The organism is Larkinella bovis (assembly GCF_042655385.1).
Classification (GTDB): Bacteria; Bacteroidota; Bacteroidia; order Cytophagales; family Spirosomataceae; genus Larkinella; species Larkinella bovis.
Genome location: NZ_JBHSMA010000001.1, coordinates 226,759 through 245,057 on the forward strand (window position 1 = coordinate 226,759; position 18,299 = coordinate 245,057).

The 18,299-nt window shown below is 52.9% G+C and carries 13 protein-coding genes; 4 read left to right on the forward strand and 9 right to left on the reverse strand.

Annotation, left to right across the window (positions count from 1 at the left end; translation table 11 throughout):
- Positions 1-61: 61 nt before the first annotated feature.
- From ACFPMF_RS00925 to ACFPMF_RS00935, 3 genes are all read right to left on the reverse strand, one after another.
- Complete coding sequence (locus tag ACFPMF_RS00925) at positions 62-520, reverse strand: HYC_CC_PP family protein (RefSeq protein WP_379840540.1); 459 nt, start codon at positions 518-520, stop codon at positions 62-64.
- A 150-nt stretch (positions 521-670) separates the two neighbouring features.
- Complete coding sequence (locus tag ACFPMF_RS00930; protein ID WP_379840541.1) at positions 671-2,410, reverse strand: RagB/SusD family nutrient uptake outer membrane protein; 1,740 nt, start codon at positions 2,408-2,410, stop codon at positions 671-673.
- A 32-nt stretch (positions 2,411-2,442) separates the two neighbouring features.
- Entirely contained in the window at positions 2,443-5,700 is a 3,258-nt protein-coding gene (locus ACFPMF_RS00935; protein ID WP_379840542.1) for a SusC/RagA family TonB-linked outer membrane protein, read from the reverse strand.
- A gap of 384 nt (positions 5,701-6,084) precedes the next feature.
- On the opposite strand from ACFPMF_RS00935, the gene ACFPMF_RS00940 reads away from it, so the two are divergent.
- Positions 6,085-9,738, forward strand: coding sequence for a CRTAC1 family protein (locus ACFPMF_RS00940; protein WP_465262181.1), 3,654 nt, complete (start codon positions 6,085-6,087; stop codon positions 9,736-9,738).
- Between the two features lie 78 nt (positions 9,739-9,816).
- Here the strand turns inward: ACFPMF_RS00940 and ACFPMF_RS00945 are convergent, their stop codons facing one another.
- A complete protein-coding gene (locus ACFPMF_RS00945; protein ID WP_379840544.1) occupies positions 9,817-10,299 on the reverse strand; it encodes a DUF4494 domain-containing protein in 483 nt (160 codons plus the stop codon).
- Between the two features lie 260 nt (positions 10,300-10,559).
- Here ACFPMF_RS00945 and ACFPMF_RS00950 point away from each other — a divergent pair, with 260 nt between their 5' ends.
- Genes ACFPMF_RS00950 through ACFPMF_RS00960 form a run of 3 tightly spaced genes read left to right on the forward strand, consistent with a single transcriptional unit; the run spans position 10,560 to position 13,149 of the window.
- The gene (locus tag ACFPMF_RS00950) at positions 10,560-11,327 is read left to right on the forward strand and encodes a GIN domain-containing protein (protein WP_379840545.1); all 768 of its coding nucleotides are present in this window, start codon (positions 10,560-10,562) and stop codon (positions 11,325-11,327) included.
- Positions 11,328-11,335: 8 nt separating this feature from the next.
- Positions 11,336-12,367 carry a sensor histidine kinase gene (locus ACFPMF_RS00955; RefSeq protein ID WP_379840547.1) on the forward strand — a complete coding sequence of 344 codons (1,032 nt, stop codon included), beginning with the start codon at positions 11,336-11,338 and terminating at the stop codon, positions 12,365-12,367.
- 8 nt (positions 12,368-12,375) lie between these two features.
- A complete protein-coding gene (locus ACFPMF_RS00960; protein WP_379840548.1) occupies positions 12,376-13,149 on the forward strand; it encodes a LytR/AlgR family response regulator transcription factor in 774 nt (257 codons plus the stop codon).
- Between the two features lie 188 nt (positions 13,150-13,337).
- On the opposite strand, the gene ACFPMF_RS00965 is transcribed toward ACFPMF_RS00960, so the two are convergent.
- The 5 genes from ACFPMF_RS00965 to ACFPMF_RS00985 form a co-directional block, all read right to left on the reverse strand.
- A complete protein-coding gene (locus ACFPMF_RS00965) occupies positions 13,338-14,672 on the reverse strand; it encodes an ABC transporter permease (protein ID WP_379840549.1) in 1,335 nt (444 codons plus the stop codon).
- A gap of 103 nt (positions 14,673-14,775) precedes the next feature.
- Entirely contained in the window at positions 14,776-15,690 is a 915-nt protein-coding gene (locus ACFPMF_RS00970) for an ABC transporter ATP-binding protein (protein WP_379840550.1), read from the reverse strand.
- 221 nt (positions 15,691-15,911) lie between these two features.
- Positions 15,912-16,331 (reverse strand): RDD family protein, encoded by a 420-nt coding sequence (locus ACFPMF_RS00975; protein ID WP_379840551.1) that lies wholly within the window; start codon positions 16,329-16,331, stop codon positions 15,912-15,914.
- A 112-nt stretch (positions 16,332-16,443) separates the two neighbouring features.
- The gene (locus tag ACFPMF_RS00980) at positions 16,444-17,697 is read right to left on the reverse strand and encodes a dicarboxylate/amino acid:cation symporter (RefSeq protein WP_379840552.1); all 1,254 of its coding nucleotides are present in this window, start codon (positions 17,695-17,697) and stop codon (positions 16,444-16,446) included.
- Positions 17,698-17,844: 147 nt separating this feature from the next.
- Positions 17,845-18,282: an SRPBCC family protein gene (locus ACFPMF_RS00985; protein ID WP_379840553.1), complete on the reverse strand. Its 438-nt coding sequence runs from the start codon at positions 18,280-18,282 to the stop codon at positions 17,845-17,847.
- Between the last annotated feature and the right edge of the window lie 17 nt (positions 18,283-18,299).

Here is an 18,299-nt window from a genome sequence, read left to right on the forward strand (position 1 = left end):
GTGATAGAACGAAATAGCCCATGCTTCGAAAGCACAGCCCAGATTCAGCACAAAACGGATTCTATAGCAGGAAACTTTGGACAAACGAGAGCAGGCTGCGCCCGTAATGCAGGGGAGGGGAATCGGTCCGGATTGTTACTGACTCGGTGACCACTGGAAACAGATCGTTGAGCAGCCAGCTGATCAGCGTTGCCATGCCGGCACCGGCCACATCGGTCACCGATTTGAGAAACTTCGCCACCAGTTGGGTCAGCGACGACGAAAAATCGACGTTTTCGTATTTCTGCTCTTCCTTGCAGCAGTCGGTTCGTTTCAAAACCGGCCCGATGGAACGCTGATTGGAGACCGAAAACTTTTTGCTGTGAACCGGACAGGTCGATTTTGACTCCTGATGAATAACCATCGACACTCTCTTCCCGCGCAGCTGGCAGGTGTGCTCAATCAGGCCAAAACCTGTACTGCTCAGCAGCACGATGCAGGCCATCAGGAGGTTAACGTATTTGACGAGAGTGCGATTCATGACGGGTCAAAAGTAGCGGATAGGGGGAGAAAAAACAAGTACAGGATTTTGGGTTCCTGTACAGGATTTTGTCATTTCGCCGGAAAGCACAAAAAAAGCGGTGGAGCAACCGGCCCCACCGCTGTGATTATAGAGATTGGTAGTTAAAAATTAATAACCGGGGTTCTGCTTCAGCACGGTAGTACCCTGCAAGTCGATTTCCCGTTGGGGCAGCGGCATGTATTCATTTTTGTTCGGCGTGAACTTCGCTCCTCCCAAGGCGTTGCTCAGTTTAGCTCCTTCGTACGTCAGGTAAGCGTTCAGCACCGTAGCGGCCGTTCCCCAGCGAACGAGGTCAAAGAACCGGTGACCTTCGCCGGAGAGTTCCAGTTTCCGTTCAAATTGCACCGCCGTACGGGCTACTGCTTTGTCGGTCCAGGGGGTCGAGTAGGTACTGATCACGTAGTTGGCAGCCGGTTTGCCACCGATCGTCACGAAACCGGCCGGGTTCGCAGCCCGGGTCCGAACTAGATTGACATACTCACGGGCTTTTTCCAGACTACCCACTTCGATTTCGGCTTCGGCCGCCATCAACAGCACGTCGGCGTAACGAATCAGAATCACGTTAATACCGGTCCAGCCTTTGGTCCAGTTCGAAACGTCGGCAATCCGGGCTTCCTGGGCCTTGGTATAGATGTATTTTTTGGGCGCATACGGACCACCGAAAGCCTGGTCACGAATCCAGTCCTGACCCGGGAAAACCTGCCAGTCCAGATACGGAATCCCCCGACGGCCAACCGAATGGTCGAGACGCGGATCGAGGTTGCCGGCATCCGGCGTAAAGGCGGCTGACGAAGCCAGACCCTGATCGGTTTTCAACTGATTTGCGCCAACATTGTAGGAGCCATCCAGCAGGGGCAACCCTTTGGCATCTGTCCGGAACGAGTTGGCCAGTTCGAAGCTTGGCTGGAAGAAACCGCAGCAACCGACCGGACCCGCCGGACCGGTGTTATAAGGCCAGTTCAGGTTCAAGTCACCCGAAGCCGCATCGGAACTCCCGGCATTGGCGACGTTTTGCGTCGAGAAAATAATTTCGGTGTTTTTCTCATTGTCGGCGCTGAAGACCTCCCAGTAGGTCGGATACAGGGCGTATTTAACACCCGCCGAGTTTTTGCCGCTGGCAATCACCGCATCAAAAATCGTCTTTGCTTCGGCGTATTTTTTCTGATACAGATACGTTTTCCCCAGATAAGAAGCAGCCGCCCATTTGTTGGCCCGGCCAATGGCGCTCTGCGTTTCGGGCAGGACATCGTAAGCGGCTTTGAAGTCGGCTTCAATTTTTGGCCAGATATCGGTGCTGTTAGTGACCTCCGTAATCCCGGCCGCGTAATCAACACTTTCGTCGATGAACGGCACCATGTTGAAGGTTCGCTTCAGTTCGAAGTAGTAGTGGGCGCGCAGGAATTTGGCTTCGGCTCCGATCCGGGCCTTATCCGCTTCCGATACGGTAGCGTCGGCTGTTTTCAACTGGCGCAGCACCGAGTTGGCCCGGCTGACCCCTTCGTACATACATTGCCAGCGGGCGGTAAGTTCACCACTGGAAGCCAGCATTTCGTACCGCTGGAACGGGGTAATGGAGTTAAAGTCCCCGGCATTGGAGCCTTTGTTGGCTTCGCCCCCCATGATGCTACCGTACATCCAGTTGGTCGAACTGGCTGTCTGGCTGAAGCCCCGGCCGTTGAGTTCCGTGTACGCGCTGATCAGCAACCCTTCCAGACCCGCCTTGGTATTTAACTGGGAACTGGTCAGCGTACCCGTCGGCTGCACATTTAAGAAGCTGTCTTTACAGGCCAGTGTGAAGCAGGTAAAAACCAGCGCCAGTAGTGTTCCTCTTGTGACTATATCTTTCATTTTCTAAAAAGTTCGTATTCGGTTGGTTGAAATTAGAAGGCCAGGCTAAGACCGAAGTTATAGCTGCGGGTTAAGGGATAGTTACCCACATCGATACCGAAGTTCTGGTCAGCAGCTCCACCAACACCGGGGTCTAAGCCCTGGTATTTCGTGATCGTGAAGATGTTGTTCGCGGAAGCGGAGAACCGGACCCGATTCAACCGAAGTTTGCTTAACACCGCTGCCGGGATGGTGTAACCGATGGTGATGTTCTGCATCCGCAGGTACGAACCATCTTCGACGTAGAAGGAGTTCGGCTGGGTGTTGGTACTGAAGTTCGAAACGTCTTCGAAAATCGGCTGTGAGGTTCCCGTATTCGAGGGCGACCAGGAGTCTTTCACCCGCGCGCTAACGGCAGCACCGGGGAACGACGGATAGAAGTCCGTATACCATTTCGAGAGGTTGAAGATTTTGTTCCCCAGCGATGAGTACAGATAGGTTGCAAAATCGAAGCCTTTGTAGTTCAACTGAATGTTTAGACCACCCGTGAATTTCGGAACCGGGCTACCAATGAAGGTGCGGTCGTTGTTGTCGATGGTTCCGTTGCCGTCAATATCGGCAAACCGGAAGCGACCAATACCGGCACCGGTTTGCGCCGGAGCGGCTTTCACTTCTTCCTGATTCTGGAAGAGACCAATCACCTGGAAACCGTAGAAGGACGCAATCGACTGACCGGGCTGGTTCCGCGTAGCGGGCAGGCTCAACCGGTTGGATGAAGGAGCGACATCAAAGTAAGGAACGCCCGGGGCCAGCGACTGGATGCGGTTGCTCAGTACGCTACCCGTCAGGTTAACTTCGTAGGTAACATCGCTGCTCAACCGGCCTTTTGTGCCGAGCAGAAGGTCGATCCCCTGGTTCCGCATGCCGGCGATGTTGACGGACGGGGCCGTGGCCCGGATCCCGATTACCCCCGGAATGGGGACTTGATACAGCAGGTCTTTGGTATCTTTCCGCCAGATATCGAACACTAAATCCAGCTTGCCGTTGAGGAAGGTGGCGTCGATCCCGAGGTTGGTCGTCGTACTGGTTTCCCATTTGGCGTTCGGGTTACCAATCCGGCTCCGGAAGTAACCAGGATCAACCGTGCTGTTGCTGCCGCTGATGTCGTAGGAGTTGGCTACGCTGGTGGCAAACAGGCTGTACTGGTTGTTGGGATCAACGTTGTTGGAGTTCCCCATTTGGCCCCAGCCCCCGCGCAGTTTCAGGTCGGTGATAAACGTTACACCTTTCATGAACTCTTCGCCGGAAATCCGCCAGGCAGCCGAGAACGCCGGGAACACTCCGTAGCGGTTGGCCGCCCCGAACCGTGACGAACCGTCGCGCCGAACCACGCCCGTTACGATATATTTATCATTGAAGATGTAGTTCAGGCGACCAAATACCGAGTAGAAGTTAACCCCGTTGATGATGTTGCTGTTTACCACCCGACCGACCGACGAAGTCGTGGTCAGGGTGACGTAGTTAACATCATCGCTGAACGGTTTTGATCCCGTCCCGCTGAGGTTCCGGCCCCGCCCGTCGTTCAGGGCTTCAATCCCGGCCAGCACATCGATGCTGTGCATGCCAAACTTCTTCCGGTATTGGGCCGTATTTGTGAACGTCCAGGCCAGCGTGTAACCGCCCCCTTCGCTCAGCGACAAACCCCGTCCGTTCCCTTCCGCGTTCCAGTAGGTGTTCTGCGAGGTCGTTTTGTTGTAGAAGTTGAAGAACATCCCACCGATGCTGCTGCGCAGGGTCAGGTCCTGAATCGGATCGAATTCCAGGTAGGCGTTGCCGAAGAGTCCCACCCCGAAATTGTTGTTGTTTTTGGCTCCGGCCCGGGCGGCAACCGGATTGGTCGGGTTGTTAAACCCTTTGGCCGAGGTGCCGGCCCAGCCACCGAATTCGTCGTAGATCGGCAGGATCGGGGCCATCCGGAAGGCGCTCAGGATGTCGCTTTCTTCCTGCGACAGGTTCTGACCGGTGTTGCCACCCACCAAACCGGAGGTGTTGGCATAGGTTAACTGCACATTCTCGCCAAACCGCAGATTTTTCAGGATGTCGAATTCCGTGTTGACCCGGAGATCATACCGGCTGAAGTTGTTGTAATTCAGGATACCGTTCTGGTTCTGCTGCCCCAGGCTGATAAAATACCGGCTGCTTTCGGTTCCGCCCGAGAAGCCCAGCGTCTGCCGCAGAATCGGTGCTGTCCGCGTAATGGCATCGTACCAGTTGGTTCCGGCCTTGTTGGCTTTAACCACCTGATAAACCGCCCCGGCATCGGTGTTGATGTTGTATTTGGGTCTTTCAGCGGCTAGGTCCACATTACCGATTACCCCGTAGCGGGTTCCGACCATCAGGTAGTCCGGCAAAACCGGTTTGGTCCCTGAGCCGTACTGCCCATTGGCGATGCCCGTGAAATCATCGGGGAGTCCGAGGGAAGCCTGGCGGTTATGAACGGCGGCCCAGGTCCAGTCGGCCTGCTCCTGCGGAGTCAGGATGGTCTGCGCTTTACCCGGGTCCGTAAAACCGTATAACCCGTCGTAGGTAACCGTCAGTTTCTGCGCCCGGCGGGCCCCTTTCTTCGTCGTATAGACAATCACCCCGTTGGCGGCCCGCGCTCCGTAAATGGAAGCCGCAGCGGCATCTTTCAGAACGGTGGTGGTTTCAATATCATCCGGGTTCAGGAAGTTGGTCGTACCGATGGGGACCCCGTCTACAACGTATAGCGGCTGGTTACCACCAAAGGCTCCGAAACCGCGGACGCGGACGGTGTTGTTGGCGCCCGGCTGACCACTGGCAATAACCGTTACCCCGGCGACGCGGCCCTGTAACTGGGTTTCGATGTTGGCCGATGGTGTAACTTTTAAGTCGCGGGATTTAACCGTGGAAATAGCGGCTGCGTTATCGCGTTTGCTGTCGGTGGTATAACCGGTGACGACCACTTCGCTCAGGGCGGTAACATCATCCTCCAGTTTTAAATCCACCGTGCTACGGTTGCCAACGGCCACTTCGGTGGATTTGAAACCAATGGCGGAAATGACCAGAACCGGATCATTGCCCCTGACATTGATCGCATAGTTCCCCTCGGCGTCGGATGAGGTACCGGTGGTCGTTCCTTTTAGAACAATGTTTGCTCCGGGTACAGGGCCGTCGTTGCCGGTAATCCTTCCCGTAATCCGGCGGTCCTGTGCCATCGCGTTCGTGCTCCATAGCAACACAAACACGCACAGAACACCAGACTGGAACAATCTGTAGAATTGTGCTTTCATAATAGGTTTTGTAATAATTGGTTTTATTTTCGTACTAAAATAAGAGTAGTTTGAACATTCTTCAAAATTTTCTCAGGAATATTATAAAAATCAGTATTACAACCGTTTATTATAAGTTGGTTTTATTTTTTTGTATGCGATTGACTTTTAATAAATTAAGCTTTTCTGATGTTTCCCATATAGGGGGTGATTTTTTTTCATTAAGATTTGATTAATAAGCAAATACCCACTTTTTACGAGTGATTTCCCTTATTTTGTCCGGCCGTTTGAGGGAAACAACAAGGGCCGATGGTGTCGCCCAAACGGGGGCATTGTTTCGAGATCTATTGACTTTGGTTTGAATCCGTTTTTGTACTTTAGTAATTTGATTTATTATCTTGTTTTATGCTCCGCCAATCCGTTCGCTGTTTATTGCTACTTCTCTTCGTCGGTTTTTTCAGTGCCTGCCAGTATTCCGGGAATCCCCTGTTCAGCCTGCTTCCGGCCGGCGAAACCGGGATTACGTTTTCCAACCGGATGGATGAACGCGACACGCTGAGCATTCTGGATATCGATTATTTCTATAACGGTGGGGGAGCAGCCATCGGCGATTTTAATAACGACAGCCTTCAGGATGTTTTTTTTACCGGTAATCTGGTGGCTAACAAGCTCTTTCTTAACAAGGGCGGTTTCCAGTTCGCGGACGTGTCGGAGCAGGCGGGGATTGGCGGGGGCGGCAAATGGTGCTCCGGGGTAGCGGTCATTGACATCAACAACGACGGACTGCTGGATATATACGTCACTGCAACGATCAAAAAAGCGGCCCGCGATCGGGAGAATTTACTGTATGTCAACCAGGGCTGGAACGGGTCGAAAGACGGGGTGCCGGTTTTCAGGGAAATGGCGAAAGAATACGGCCTGGCCGATGATAGCTATACGACCAATGCGGGCTTCTTCGACTACGACAACGACGGCGATCTGGACCTTTTTCTGCTGACCAACATGGCGGAAAGGTATCCGAACTCGTACCATAAAAAACTCACGGACGGCTCATCGCCCACCACCGACCGGTTGTACCGGAATGATTTTAATCCGCAACTGGGGCACCCGGTTTTTACCGACGTTTCAAAAGAGGCCGGTATTCAACTCGAAGGCTACGGCCTGGGCCTGAACATCTGCGATATCAACCGCGACGGCTGGAAGGATATTTACGTGACGAACGATTTTCTGTCCGAAGATCACTTCTTCATCAACAACCAGAAAGGCGGTTTTACGGATCAGGCGGCTGATTTCTTCAAACACACCAGCAACACGGCGATGGGCAACGACGTCAACGACCTGAACAACGACGGGCTGATGGATATCGTGGTCCTCGACATGTTGCCGAAGGATAACCAGCGGAAGAAAATGTTCATTCCGCCGAACAACTACCAGACCTATCTCAACAACGAAGAATTCAAGTTTAGTTATCAGTACATGCGGAATACGCTGCAACTCAATCAGGGATTTCGGCCCGGTACCCGGACCCCGGTTTTCAGCGAAATCAGCCTGATGGCGGGCATGGCGGCTACCGACTGGAGCTGGGCTCCGCTGGCGGTGGACTTCGACCACGACGGCTACCGGGATATTGTGGTAACCAACGGTTTTCCGAAAGACGTGACCGACCGCGATTTCATGCAGTACTACGCCGACAACTCTTCTGTGGCCACCACGCAGTTCATGCTGAGTCAGATTCCGGTCATCAAAATCAATAACTACGCCTTCAAAAACAACGGACCGGGCCTGACGTTTACCGATGTTTCCAAAGACTGGGGATTGATGACTCCGGCGTTTTCGGGTGGGGCGGCTTACGGCGATCTCGACAACGACGGGGATCTGGATATGGTGATCAACAACATCAACGATTCGGCCTTCGTTTACCGCAACAACCTCGTCGAGCAAAAACCGCAACAGGCCAATTACCTGCGGATCCGGTTCAACGGCACCGAACAAAACCGCATGGGGCTGGGGGCGTTTGTGGAACTGCGCTACGGCAACGGCCAGCAACAGATTTATGAGCATACCATTTACCGCGGTTACCTGTCGACGATGGAAAATGCGGCCCATTTCGGACTGGGCCCGGTGAACACGGTGGATGAAGTCCGGATTACCTGGCCCGCCCAAAAAGGCCAACCGGCCCGGACGCAGATCCTGCGGAATGTCAAAGCCAATCAGGTGCTGACGGTCGATGTGAAAAACGCGACGGAACCGGCCAGCCAGCCGCCAACCCCACCGGCGGGAAATCTGTTCCGGGATATTACGGATTCGCTCCAACTACAGCTGGTGCATCAGGAACCGGAATACATCGATTTCAATCTGCAAAAACTGTTGCCGCATAAATTGTCGCAGTACGGACCCGCCATTGCCGCCGGCGATATTAACGGCGACGGACTGGACGATCTGTTCATTGGTGGATCGCGTACCCAGAAAGGCACGTTTCTGGTGCAGACGGCGGCCGGTAAACTGGTTCCTCAGGATTTGCTGCCCGGTTTGGCGGGCGACGGCAAACCGGAAGAAGACATGGGAACGCTGCTTTTTGATGCCGACGGCGACGGGGACCTGGATTTATACGTGGCCAGCGGAGGCTTTGAGAGCGAGGCCAACACGCCCGCCTACCAGGACCGGTTTTACGTTAACGATGGCAAAGGGCGGTTTGTGCTTTCGCCTTTGGCACTGCCCCAAAACCGCATCAGCAAATCCTGTGTCAAGGCGGCCGATTACGACCGCGATGGGGATCTGGATCTGTTTGTCGGCGGGCGGGTGGTCCCCAATCAGTATCCCCGGCCCGTGTCGAGTTTCATTCTTCGGAATGATTCGAAACCGGGTGAGCCGAAATTTACCGATGTGACAAAAACCGTGGCGCCGGATTTACAGAATTGCGGTCTGGTGTGCGACGCCTTGTGGACGGATGCCAACAACGATGGCTGGCTGGATCTGATGCTGGCCGGCGAGTGGATGCCGCTGACGATCCTGAAAAATACAAACGGCAAACTGGGAATCGAGAAAACGGAAGGCGTACCCCTCCATACGCCGAAGCTGGGAAATTCCAAAATGATTCCGACAGGCTGGTGGAATTCGCTGGTAGCTGCCGACTTCGACAAGGATGGCGATATGGATTACATCGCCGGCAACCTGGGGTTGAACACGCTCGCCCACGCCAGCGAAAAAGAACCGGTGCGGGTGTATGCCAAGGATTTTGACAACAACGGGTTTTACGACGCCATTCCGACGGTGTTTTTTCCGGATGCCAAAACCGGCGAAAACCGGGAATACCCGTTCAATGGGCGCGAAGACCTGATTCGGCAAATCATTTCGATGCGGGCCCGGTTTCCGCTGCACAAGGATTTTGCCACGGCCACCATCGACAAATTACTGAAAGAAGAAGAGCTGAAAGACGCTATTGTGCTGGAAGCCAATTACATGAAATCGGCCTATGTCGAAAATAAGGGCAATGGGGTGTTTGAACTCCGCGATTTGCCCATTCAGGCGCAGGTGGCCCCGGTTTTTGGCATGATCGCCGACGATTTCGATCAGGATGGCAACCCGGATGTGCTGCTGGTAGGTAATGATTACGGCAACGAGTTATTGGCGGGACGGCTGGACGCTCTGAATGGGCTGTTGCTGAAAGGCGACGGGAAAGGCGGTTTTACCGCGCTGAATCCGGCCGCCAGCGGTTTTTATGTGCCCGGCAATGCGAAGGGACTGGTCCGGCTATCGGGGGCCGCCGGTTCCGGCGGAGCCGCGCGTTCCCTCCTGGTTGCGACCCAAAACCGGGGGCCGCTGAAGGTGTTCCGGTATTGCCAGCCAACCCAAACCATCCGGTTAAAACCGACCGATGTGTCCGCCACGCTGACCGATGCCAACGGCAAAAAACAGAAGCTGGAATTTTACTACGGCCAGTCGTTCCTGTCCCAGACCGCCCGGGAAATTGCTCTCGGCAAGCATGTGAATTCGCTGGAAATTACCGACTCAAAAGGCCAGAAACGGATGGTGACGTTGCAGCCACTGGCGGGACGCTAGGGGGAGTTTCGGTTTACGGTGGCTGACGCCCTTTTGGGCTTGCGTCAGCCACTGTAAACGTTAAACGGAAAACCGGATTTATTCCTCCTGGCCCACCACTTCGCTCAGCGGGCGCAGGTTGGCGGGCAGGCGTTCTTCTTCCACATAGGGGAAAATATCCAGGATTTTCGTGGTGTTAATGTCGGTTGTCTCAAACGGAATCAGCATGGTACGGAGGCTTTCTTCGATCCGTTCGTAAGCCTGCTTGACGTTTTCGGCGTTCACCAGCATCTGATTCACAATGCGTTTCTCCCGGCCTTTGTCGTCTTCGGTGACATACACCACTTTGCATTTAAACCAGGTTTCTCCGCCTTCTTCGAAATGGAACAGATCGGCCAGCCGCATCCGGGTGATGGCCGTCACGGTAAAATCGGGCGTGTTGGCGGCAACCTCCTTATACAACCGGGCTTCGGCATCGGTGTACGAAACCGCATCAATCAAGTACGCTTCATTGATGGTTTTGAATTTTCCCGTCGGGTCTTGTTGTTGGTAGCGAATTTTTCCCTGATACCAGCTTGGCATAACTCGTTGATATAAAATGTAATAGAGTTTTTAAGCGTTATTGCACCGCGTTGATCAGCGCTTTCTATCATCGGATTTCTCAGATAAACTCCGATTTCCTCTGATCATCTCTGTGTAATAACCCACATTCAAAAGTACAGAAAAAGCCTATCTTTCGGTAGGTTCGACGGCTCATCCAGCTTTTTAGTTAGTTCGTCGCCGGGAAGTTGTAGCCCGCCATCCGTCCTGCCATCTTTGTTGCGAAAAATGCGCCGTTGAAAATGAATGACTTAACGAACTTACTGTTGCTGGCGGATGCGCTGCCAGTCGAGCCGGTTAAAAATTACCTGCACCTGACCCTGTTGTCGGTGGGGCTGCTGGCGCTGGTGACCACCATCTGGTGGCAAACCGATAAGGAGTCGTACGAAGAAGTGACCGAAGATTTGCCCATTACGGCCTTCGAAAAACTGGAGATCTGGGGCATGCTGAACGTGCTGGTGACCGACGGCCCGGCCTATTCGCTGACGGCCCGTGGGTCGCGCCAGGCTATTCATAACGTCAAGGTCCGGCAACGCGGCAAGTGGCTGAAAGTCGGAAGCGGTTTTTTCTTCTGGCACCGGCAGTACGACCTGCTCCTGACGCTGACCACGCCCACGCTGAGTAAACTGGACGTGTCGGGAGCCTGTACGATTCAACTCAACGGCTTCCGCGAATTGCCCGCCCTCGACATCGATATTACGGGCGCTTCCAACGTATCGCTGGAAGGGGAGGTGCAGACGCTGAACATCGACATTACGGGCGCTTCCCGGCTCAGCCTCATTGGCCGGGGCACGAATCTGGCCGCCGACCTGACCGGCGCATCGACGCTCCACGCCCTCCAATATCCGGTCGAAGACGCCACCGTGGAAGTGACTGGCGCCTGTACGGCCCAGATTTATGCCACCCGAATTCTGAAAGCCGAGGCCACCGGCGCAAGCAAAGTCCAGTACCAGGGCGAACCGAGCGTCCATTTCGAGAGCTCTGGAGCCGGTTCCATCAAAAGAGTATAACGACCCCCATGAGAAATAAACTGCGATTGTGTATTCTGTTGAGTTTGCTGCTGCTGCTGATATACGGTTTGCTGTCCACCGATTCGACGATTCCGTACGAGATGAAATGGATTATTATCGGGATCGTCATTGGGAGCGGCTTGTTGATTTACAGTGCTTTATCCTGGTTCATCCCCTATATTCTGAATCATTCGGCGGAGCAGCTCTCCCCCCAGAAACTGGTTTCGCTGACGGTTACCTCGAGCGGTATTCTGGCCGCCATGACCGGTTTTATCGCCACCCTGAGCCTCGACTGGTTCGGAAATGTCGACTTTCGCCCAATCGACTATTGTTCGATCGGCGGGTTATTTGCCCTGATCACGGCGGGCATCACGGCCGTGTATTCGCTGAAATCGTTCGTGCAACGCTGGAAAGCCCTGCTGCTGATGGAAGAAGGGCTGAAACAGGCCGTCCTGAAAGCCGAGTTTGAATCGCTGAAAAACCAGGTCAATCCGCACTTTCTGTTTAATTCACTCAACATTCTGAGTGCGTTAATTCCGGAAGATACCGGCAAATCCGTGCAGTTTGTCGAGCGGCTCTCGAAGGTGTTTCGGTACAGTTTGCAGCATTCCGAGCAGAATACGATTGAACTGGCGACGGAGCTGAAAGTCGCCGAATCGTACCTATTTATCAATCAGATGCGGTTTGGCGAAAGTTTTCGGTATTCCGTTGCGCTGTCCGAAGACGACCGAAACCGCCAGATCGTGACGCAGGGTTTATTGACCTTGCTCGAAAACGTGGTGAAACATAACGAGTGTTCGCTGGAAAAACCGCTCTGCATTCGGATTTTCACCGAAAAAGATTGCCTGGTGGTGGCCAATTCGTTTCAACCCAAAAGCCGGTTACGCACGGATTCGACCGGGATTGGCCTGAAAAACCTGCAAAACCGGTACACCCAATTGGCCGCTGATCGACCGGTTGCGATCGATCAGACCGACCGTGAATTTATTGTTAAACTGCCTTTACTGGAACCGGCGGCCCACCGTTCGGTTGGAAATTGATTACGGAAATGAAAATTGTTATTGTGGAAGACGAGCCGCTGGCCGTCAAGCGAATGGAGGGGTTGATCCGGGAGGTAGCACCTGATGCCGAAATTCTGGCAAAAATTGATACGGTTCGGGCTTTCGTCCGCTGGTGGCAAACCAATCCGGCACCGGATCTGCTGCTGATGGATATTCAACTGGCTGACGGACTGAGCTTTGAAGTGTTTCAGCAAGTGGATGTCAAGACGCCGGTTATTTTTACGACGGCTTACGATGAGTACGCCTTACGGGCCTTCAAGGTCAACAGTGTTGATTACCTGCTGAAACCCATCGAACAGGAAGAACTGGCGAAAGCCATTGAAAAATTCCGGCACCAGCGGCAAAATGGTGTAGGGCCTTCCGATACATCGGAAAATCTCGTAAAAATGCTGGAAGAGTTTGGAATTAAGCCGGTTACGTATAAAAACCGGTTTCTAATCAAACAAGGTGGGCGGTTTGATGTGGTCGAAACATCCGAGATTCTCTACCTCTACGCCGACGACAAGGTGGTCTTTCTGATCACCAGCCAAAACCGGAAATATATTGTCGATGAGACGCTGGATGAACTGGAAGGCAAACTGGACCCGCGCCTGTTTTTTCGCGTAAATCGGAAATACATTACGCATTTGTCGGCCATCGAACGCATCGAACCGTATTTCAACGGCCGGCTTCGCATCTGGCTGAAACATCGCCCGTCGGACGAGGAAGTGTCGGTCAGCCGGGAGCGTGCCGACTCGTTTAAAACCTGGCTAAATACCTGAAAATCGATTGGTAGCAGGGTTGTTTTGATGCTGCATGCTTGATGATTCTTGATACTAGATGCTGGAAGGTTTTGATGCTGGATGGTTTTTGATACTGGATGTGCCTGGAATTTGGCTAACTACTCCAGCATCCAGCATCTAGTATCAAGAATCCAGTATCTAGCATCCAGCATCAAAAACCTTCCAGCCTACACTTTATAAAACAGCCATTTCACCAGTTCCTTGTAGGACGGTTTTTTGCCGTACATCAGGATGCCCACGCGGTAGATCCGCGCGGCCAGCCAGGCTGTGCCGAGAAAACCGCCGATCAGCAGCAGCACCGAAACCGCAATTTCCCAGAATGGTACGCCAAACGGAATCCGGACCATCATGATGATGGGCGAGGTGAACGGAATCATCGACATCCAGAAGGCCACCGCGCCATCGGGTTCACGAATCACAAACTGCGCCATGATGAATGCCAGCACCAGCGGAATCGTGATCGGGAACATGAACTGCTGCACGTCCGTGTCGCTATCCACCGCTGAGCCGACAGCCGCGAATAAGGCACTGTAAATCAGGTAGCCACCGATGAAGTAAATCAGAAAACAGCCGATGATCAGCGGAATGTCCAGCGTACTGATGGCCTTCATGACGGCCCCCATCGGGTTGTTGCCCGTCTGTTCCTTCTTGGGTTTTTCAGTGGCTACCGCCTGGTTTTGAGCGGGTTCCCGGGTCATCATCTCCACCCGTTGCTGCGGTCCGACGCTCTGGCCGATCAGATTCGATACCACGGAGGAAATCCCGAAGGTCAGCAGAATCCAGAGCAAAAACTGCGTCAGACCGACCAGAGCGACGCCGGTAATTTTGCCTGCCATCAATTGAAACGGTTTGACGGAAGAAATGATCACTTCGACGATGCGGTTGGTTTTTTCTTCCATCACCCCCCGCATCACCTGCACCCCGTAAATAAAAATGGCGATGTAAATCACGAATGCGCAGAAATAGCCGATGCCGGTGGCCGCGCCCGAACTGCTGTCCCGTTCCCCTTCTTCGCTCAGGCTGTAGGTATCCGATGACACATTGGCTTTCGTGCTTTCCAGCACCTTGCGGTCAATTCCGGCGTTTAGCAGACGGATGTTTTCGATTTCCTGTTCCACGGCGTTTTCAATGCCGCGTTTCACCTCCAGGCTCACGTTCTTTTCGGCGTAAATTTTCAGGCTTTTGGGATTCTCCAGAATATTCTTCGGGATGTGCACCAGGACGTCGTAGCCACTTTTGCCAAACTCTTTCTTGGCCTGATCGACAGAACCTTGGACGGGCTTGAAAACCAGTTCTTTGGTGTCTTTGAACGCCTTTTCGAACTGCCCGGTTTCGTCGATTACTTCGACTTTCTTCTGGTCGATGTCCCGCATGGCGAAAATAATGGGAACGAGCCAGAGGCAGGAAACCAGCAGGGGCGTCACGAAGGTCATGATCAGAAAGGATTTCTTCTTGACCCGGACAAGGTATTCGCGTTTGAGAATGAGGAAAATTGTTTTCATAGTGTCATGCGTGGATGAATGAGCGATTGAGTGAATAGTACCGCCATTTTTTGCTTCCAGCGAAGCGATTCACTCATTCACTCAATCGCTCATTCACAATTAGTTAAGTGGTTGGAATTTCGCCGACGGCTTTGATAAAGATATCATTCATGGACGGAATATTCTCGCCAAACGAGCGGACCGCAACATGATCGATCAGGTCGCGGACCAGATCGTTGACGGCGGAACCGGCCGGAATCCTGATGTTGGCCCGGTGAAAACCGTCTTCGAGTGGTTTGGTGTCCAAAACTGTATAAGCGGGATTCAGGGCGTTTAAAACGCCCTGGTACTCAACGTGGTAGGTGTTGGTTTTGAATTGTTCCTTGATTGCTTTTTTGGGCCCATCGAGCACTTTTTTGGCACGGTTGATCAGGGCGATATGGTCGCAAAGTTCTTCCACGGATTCCATCCGATGGGTGGAAAAAATAATGGTGCTGCCTTTTTGCCGCAATTCCAGAATTTCATCCTTGATCAGGTTGGCGTTGATGGGGTCGAAACCGGAGAAGGGTTCATCGAGGATGATCAGATCCGGCTCGTGCATGACCGTGGCCACAAACTGAATTTTCTGCTGCATTCCCTTCGAGAGGTCTTCCACGTTTTTGGTCCACCAGGTTTTGATGTCGAATTTGACGAACCAATCCCGCAGTTTATCCATCGCCTGCCGTTCGCTCAGCCCCTTCAGTTGGGCCAGATACAGCAGTTGTTCGCCCACTTTCATCTTCTTATACAGCCCCCGTTCTTCGGGTAAGTAACCGATCCGGCGGATGTGTTCCTGGCCGAGCGGTTTTCCATCAAAAAAAACCTCGCCCTGGTCGGGGCCGGTAATCTGGTTGATAATGCGAATGAGGGAGGTTTTTCCGGCGCCGTTTGGACCCAGGAGGCCAAAAATCTGACCGCGTGGAATATCGATGCTGACATCATCCAATGCCCGGTGTTGCGCATATTGTTTGACAATATGGCGGGTTTCCAGAATATTCATAGATAGGTTAAAAAGCCGCTACATAAAATGGATTAGACACGAAGATAAAACCGCCTGGTTAAACGGAGGAGCTTTTTGGACAAATGGGCGCGAAGGCGGTTTTGCGGTGTAAATTAGGGAAAAGTGAATTCTGAAAATACAATAACGATCCTATCTCTCGTATTCCATTAAAAAGCGAAGGGCTGCGGTTATCCAACCGCAGCCCTTCGCTTTTTAAACTATCAGGCTTTGACGACGATTGTTTTAGCCCATTTATCACCGAATCGCTTTCGCTCGTCGCCCAATACCATGATGGCATCGATAATTCCAAAAATCGGGATCATCAGCGAGACTTGCCGGACGATGGCCGTGCCGTAGTCGCCCAGAATGCCCTGTCCGGTATCTTCCCGAATAACTTTAATGTTCATCAGCTTTTTGCCGATGCTTTGACCACCCAGAAAACCGCCGACTTCGGGCAGAGCGTCTTTCGTGAGTTGATAACCCAGCATAAAGACCCAGCCCAGCATGGCGAGCCGGTAACTGATGAAGGTGAAAATGAAAAACGGAATGTACGTTACAAGACCATCGATCAGGGCCGCCAGAAAACGTTGCAGCGGGTCTGCTTTCACCTGGGTTGAAGGTGGATTGAATGTGGGTTGCATAAAAATGGAAGGTAAGGATTTGAAAAACAGCCCAACCTACGGAATGCAAGACAATAAATCCAACTGCAAGCCAAAAATGTTACATTTTCGTAACTACCTTTTGTGTAAGCGGTCAATCTTCCACCGCAATTGGGTCGGCGGGTTTGACAAAATCGCCTTCCCACTTGGAAATGACACAGGTCGCTACGGCATTACCCGCCACGCTGGTGGCCGAACGGCCCATGTCCAGAAAGGGATCGACCCCCAGAATCAGGGCGAGTCCTTCCGGTGGCAAATCGAACATCGCCATCGTGCCGGCAATGACCACCAGCGACGCCCGCGGAACGCCCGCAATCCCTTTGGAGGTGACCATCAAGGTGAGCAGCATCAGAATCTGCTGTTCGAGCGTGAGCGTCACCCCGTAGGCCTGCGCCAGAAAACCGGTTGCAAAGGTCATGTACATCATCGATCCATCGAGGTTGAACGAGTAGCCTAGTGGCAGCACAAATCCGATAATCCGGGGCGAAATGCCGAACTTTTCAAGGGCTTTAATCTGCTGGGGAAGCGAAGCCTCCGAACTGGCCGTACTGAACGACAGCAGCAGCGATTCTTTCATCTGGGCCAGCAGCTTAAAGAACGGGATGCGCATGAAGGTGCAAATACCGGCCAAAATAACAAATACAAAGAACAGCAATCCCCCGTAGAAACACAGCAGCAGGTAGGCGTAGGAGACCAGAATTTCGAGCCCTTTGGCGGCAACAACGGCGGTCATCGCGCCCAAAACCGCGTAGGGAGCCAGTTGCATCACGTAGCCCACCATCTTGAAAACCAGTTCACTGAGGGCATCGAGGGCTTTCATCAATCCTTTCCCCTTTTCACCAATGGCCCCTAATGCAATACCGAAAAACAGCGAAAAGACGACGATTTGCAGAATTTCGTTCTCGGCCAGCGCCCGGAACGCACTATCCGGGAAAATGTGCAGAATAAATTCTTCGACGCTGTTGAGCTTCTTGCCTTCGATACCAATACTGGTGCCGGAAGCCGGGCGGGGCCAGCTCTGAATGGTTCCGGGCCGGGTAATATTCACGACCACCAGACCAACGACCAGCGACAGAATGGTGGCAAAGTAAAAATAACCGAGCGTTTTGATGCCAATCCGACCGACCACCTTGAAGTCGCCGAGCTTGGCAATCCCGACCACCAGCGTGGAAAACACCAGCGGTCCAACAATCATTTTAATGAGTTTCAGGAATACTTTGCTGACAATCTGGAATTTATTGCCAATTTCTGCCGCGGTTGCCGGGTCGGAAGTACTGTGTAAAATTTGACCGATGATGACACCCAGCGTAAAGCCGATGACAATCTTGGTAGTGATATTTAGTTTCATTCAGATGACGAAGAAGATTTTAATGGGAATCTATACGGGGGTGAACGGTAACAAAAATAGGAGAAAATTCCGAATCCGGGCAGTTTTACGGCGATAAGGCGATGATTGGGGCACGACTTGCGGATTCCGATGGCAACTCTTACCCCGTCAGCCGTGGAAATACCGTTTGTAAACGGGTTTTCGGTACGCAAACAAACCGTACAGTACGGGATACAGCAGAAAATCCGTAAACCGGGTCGGGGTCCGATAGGTGATTTCATCGACAATCCGGGTCTGGCTTCCGTGTCGGATAATCCGGTGTTTGTGCTGCCAGTACGAAAGAAAAAAGGGCAGTTTCGTGCCCTCGTCAATGAAATAGATTTCCTGCCCGGTTTCCTGCTGATCGATGATCCGGCTGATCCAGTCCTGCCTGAAAAACAGGAAATTCAGTTGCAGATGCACCGTATCGCCCCGTAAACAACCGTCGAACCGAACGACCCGGACGGGCGGAAACGGCGGACTCAGCGTGTTGAATAACCGCCGGTCGAAACCGGCCCAGACGCGTCGGAAGTCCTGCTCAACGAGGGTATCGAGGGCCATTTTCATCGGTATGAGTACCCACG

Excerpts from the sequence above, each read along its gene's own strand:
- ACFPMF_RS00925 (WP_379840540.1), bottom strand. The coding sequence starts at position 520 with ATGAATCGCACTCTCGTCAAATACGTTAACCTCCTGATGGCCTGCATC.
- ACFPMF_RS00930 (WP_379840541.1), bottom strand. The coding sequence starts at position 2,410 with ATGAAAGATATAGTCACAAGAGGAACACTACTGGCGCTGGTTTTTACC.
- ACFPMF_RS00935 (WP_379840542.1), bottom strand. The coding sequence starts at position 5,700 with ATGAAAGCACAATTCTACAGATTGTTCCAGTCTGGTGTTCTGTGCGTG.
- ACFPMF_RS00940 (WP_465262181.1), top strand. The coding sequence starts at position 6,085 with ATGCTCCGCCAATCCGTTCGCTGTTTATTGCTACTTCTCTTCGTCGGT.
- ACFPMF_RS00945 (WP_379840544.1), bottom strand. The coding sequence starts at position 10,299 with ATGCCAAGCTGGTATCAGGGAAAAATTCGCTACCAACAACAAGACCCG.
- ACFPMF_RS00950 (WP_379840545.1), top strand. The coding sequence starts at position 10,560 with ATGAATGACTTAACGAACTTACTGTTGCTGGCGGATGCGCTGCCAGTC.
- ACFPMF_RS00955 (WP_379840547.1), top strand. The coding sequence starts at position 11,336 with ATGAGAAATAAACTGCGATTGTGTATTCTGTTGAGTTTGCTGCTGCTG.
- ACFPMF_RS00960 (WP_379840548.1), top strand. The coding sequence starts at position 12,376 with ATGAAAATTGTTATTGTGGAAGACGAGCCGCTGGCCGTCAAGCGAATG.
- ACFPMF_RS00965 (WP_379840549.1), bottom strand. The coding sequence starts at position 14,672 with ATGAAAACAATTTTCCTCATTCTCAAACGCGAATACCTTGTCCGGGTC.
- ACFPMF_RS00970 (WP_379840550.1), bottom strand. The coding sequence starts at position 15,690 with ATGAATATTCTGGAAACCCGCCATATTGTCAAACAATATGCGCAACAC.
- ACFPMF_RS00975 (WP_379840551.1), bottom strand. The coding sequence starts at position 16,331 with ATGCAACCCACATTCAATCCACCTTCAACCCAGGTGAAAGCAGACCCG.
- ACFPMF_RS00980 (WP_379840552.1), bottom strand. The coding sequence starts at position 17,697 with ATGAAACTAAATATCACTACCAAGATTGTCATCGGCTTTACGCTGGGT.
- ACFPMF_RS00985 (WP_379840553.1), bottom strand. The coding sequence starts at position 18,282 with ATGAAAATGGCCCTCGATACCCTCGTTGAGCAGGACTTCCGACGCGTC.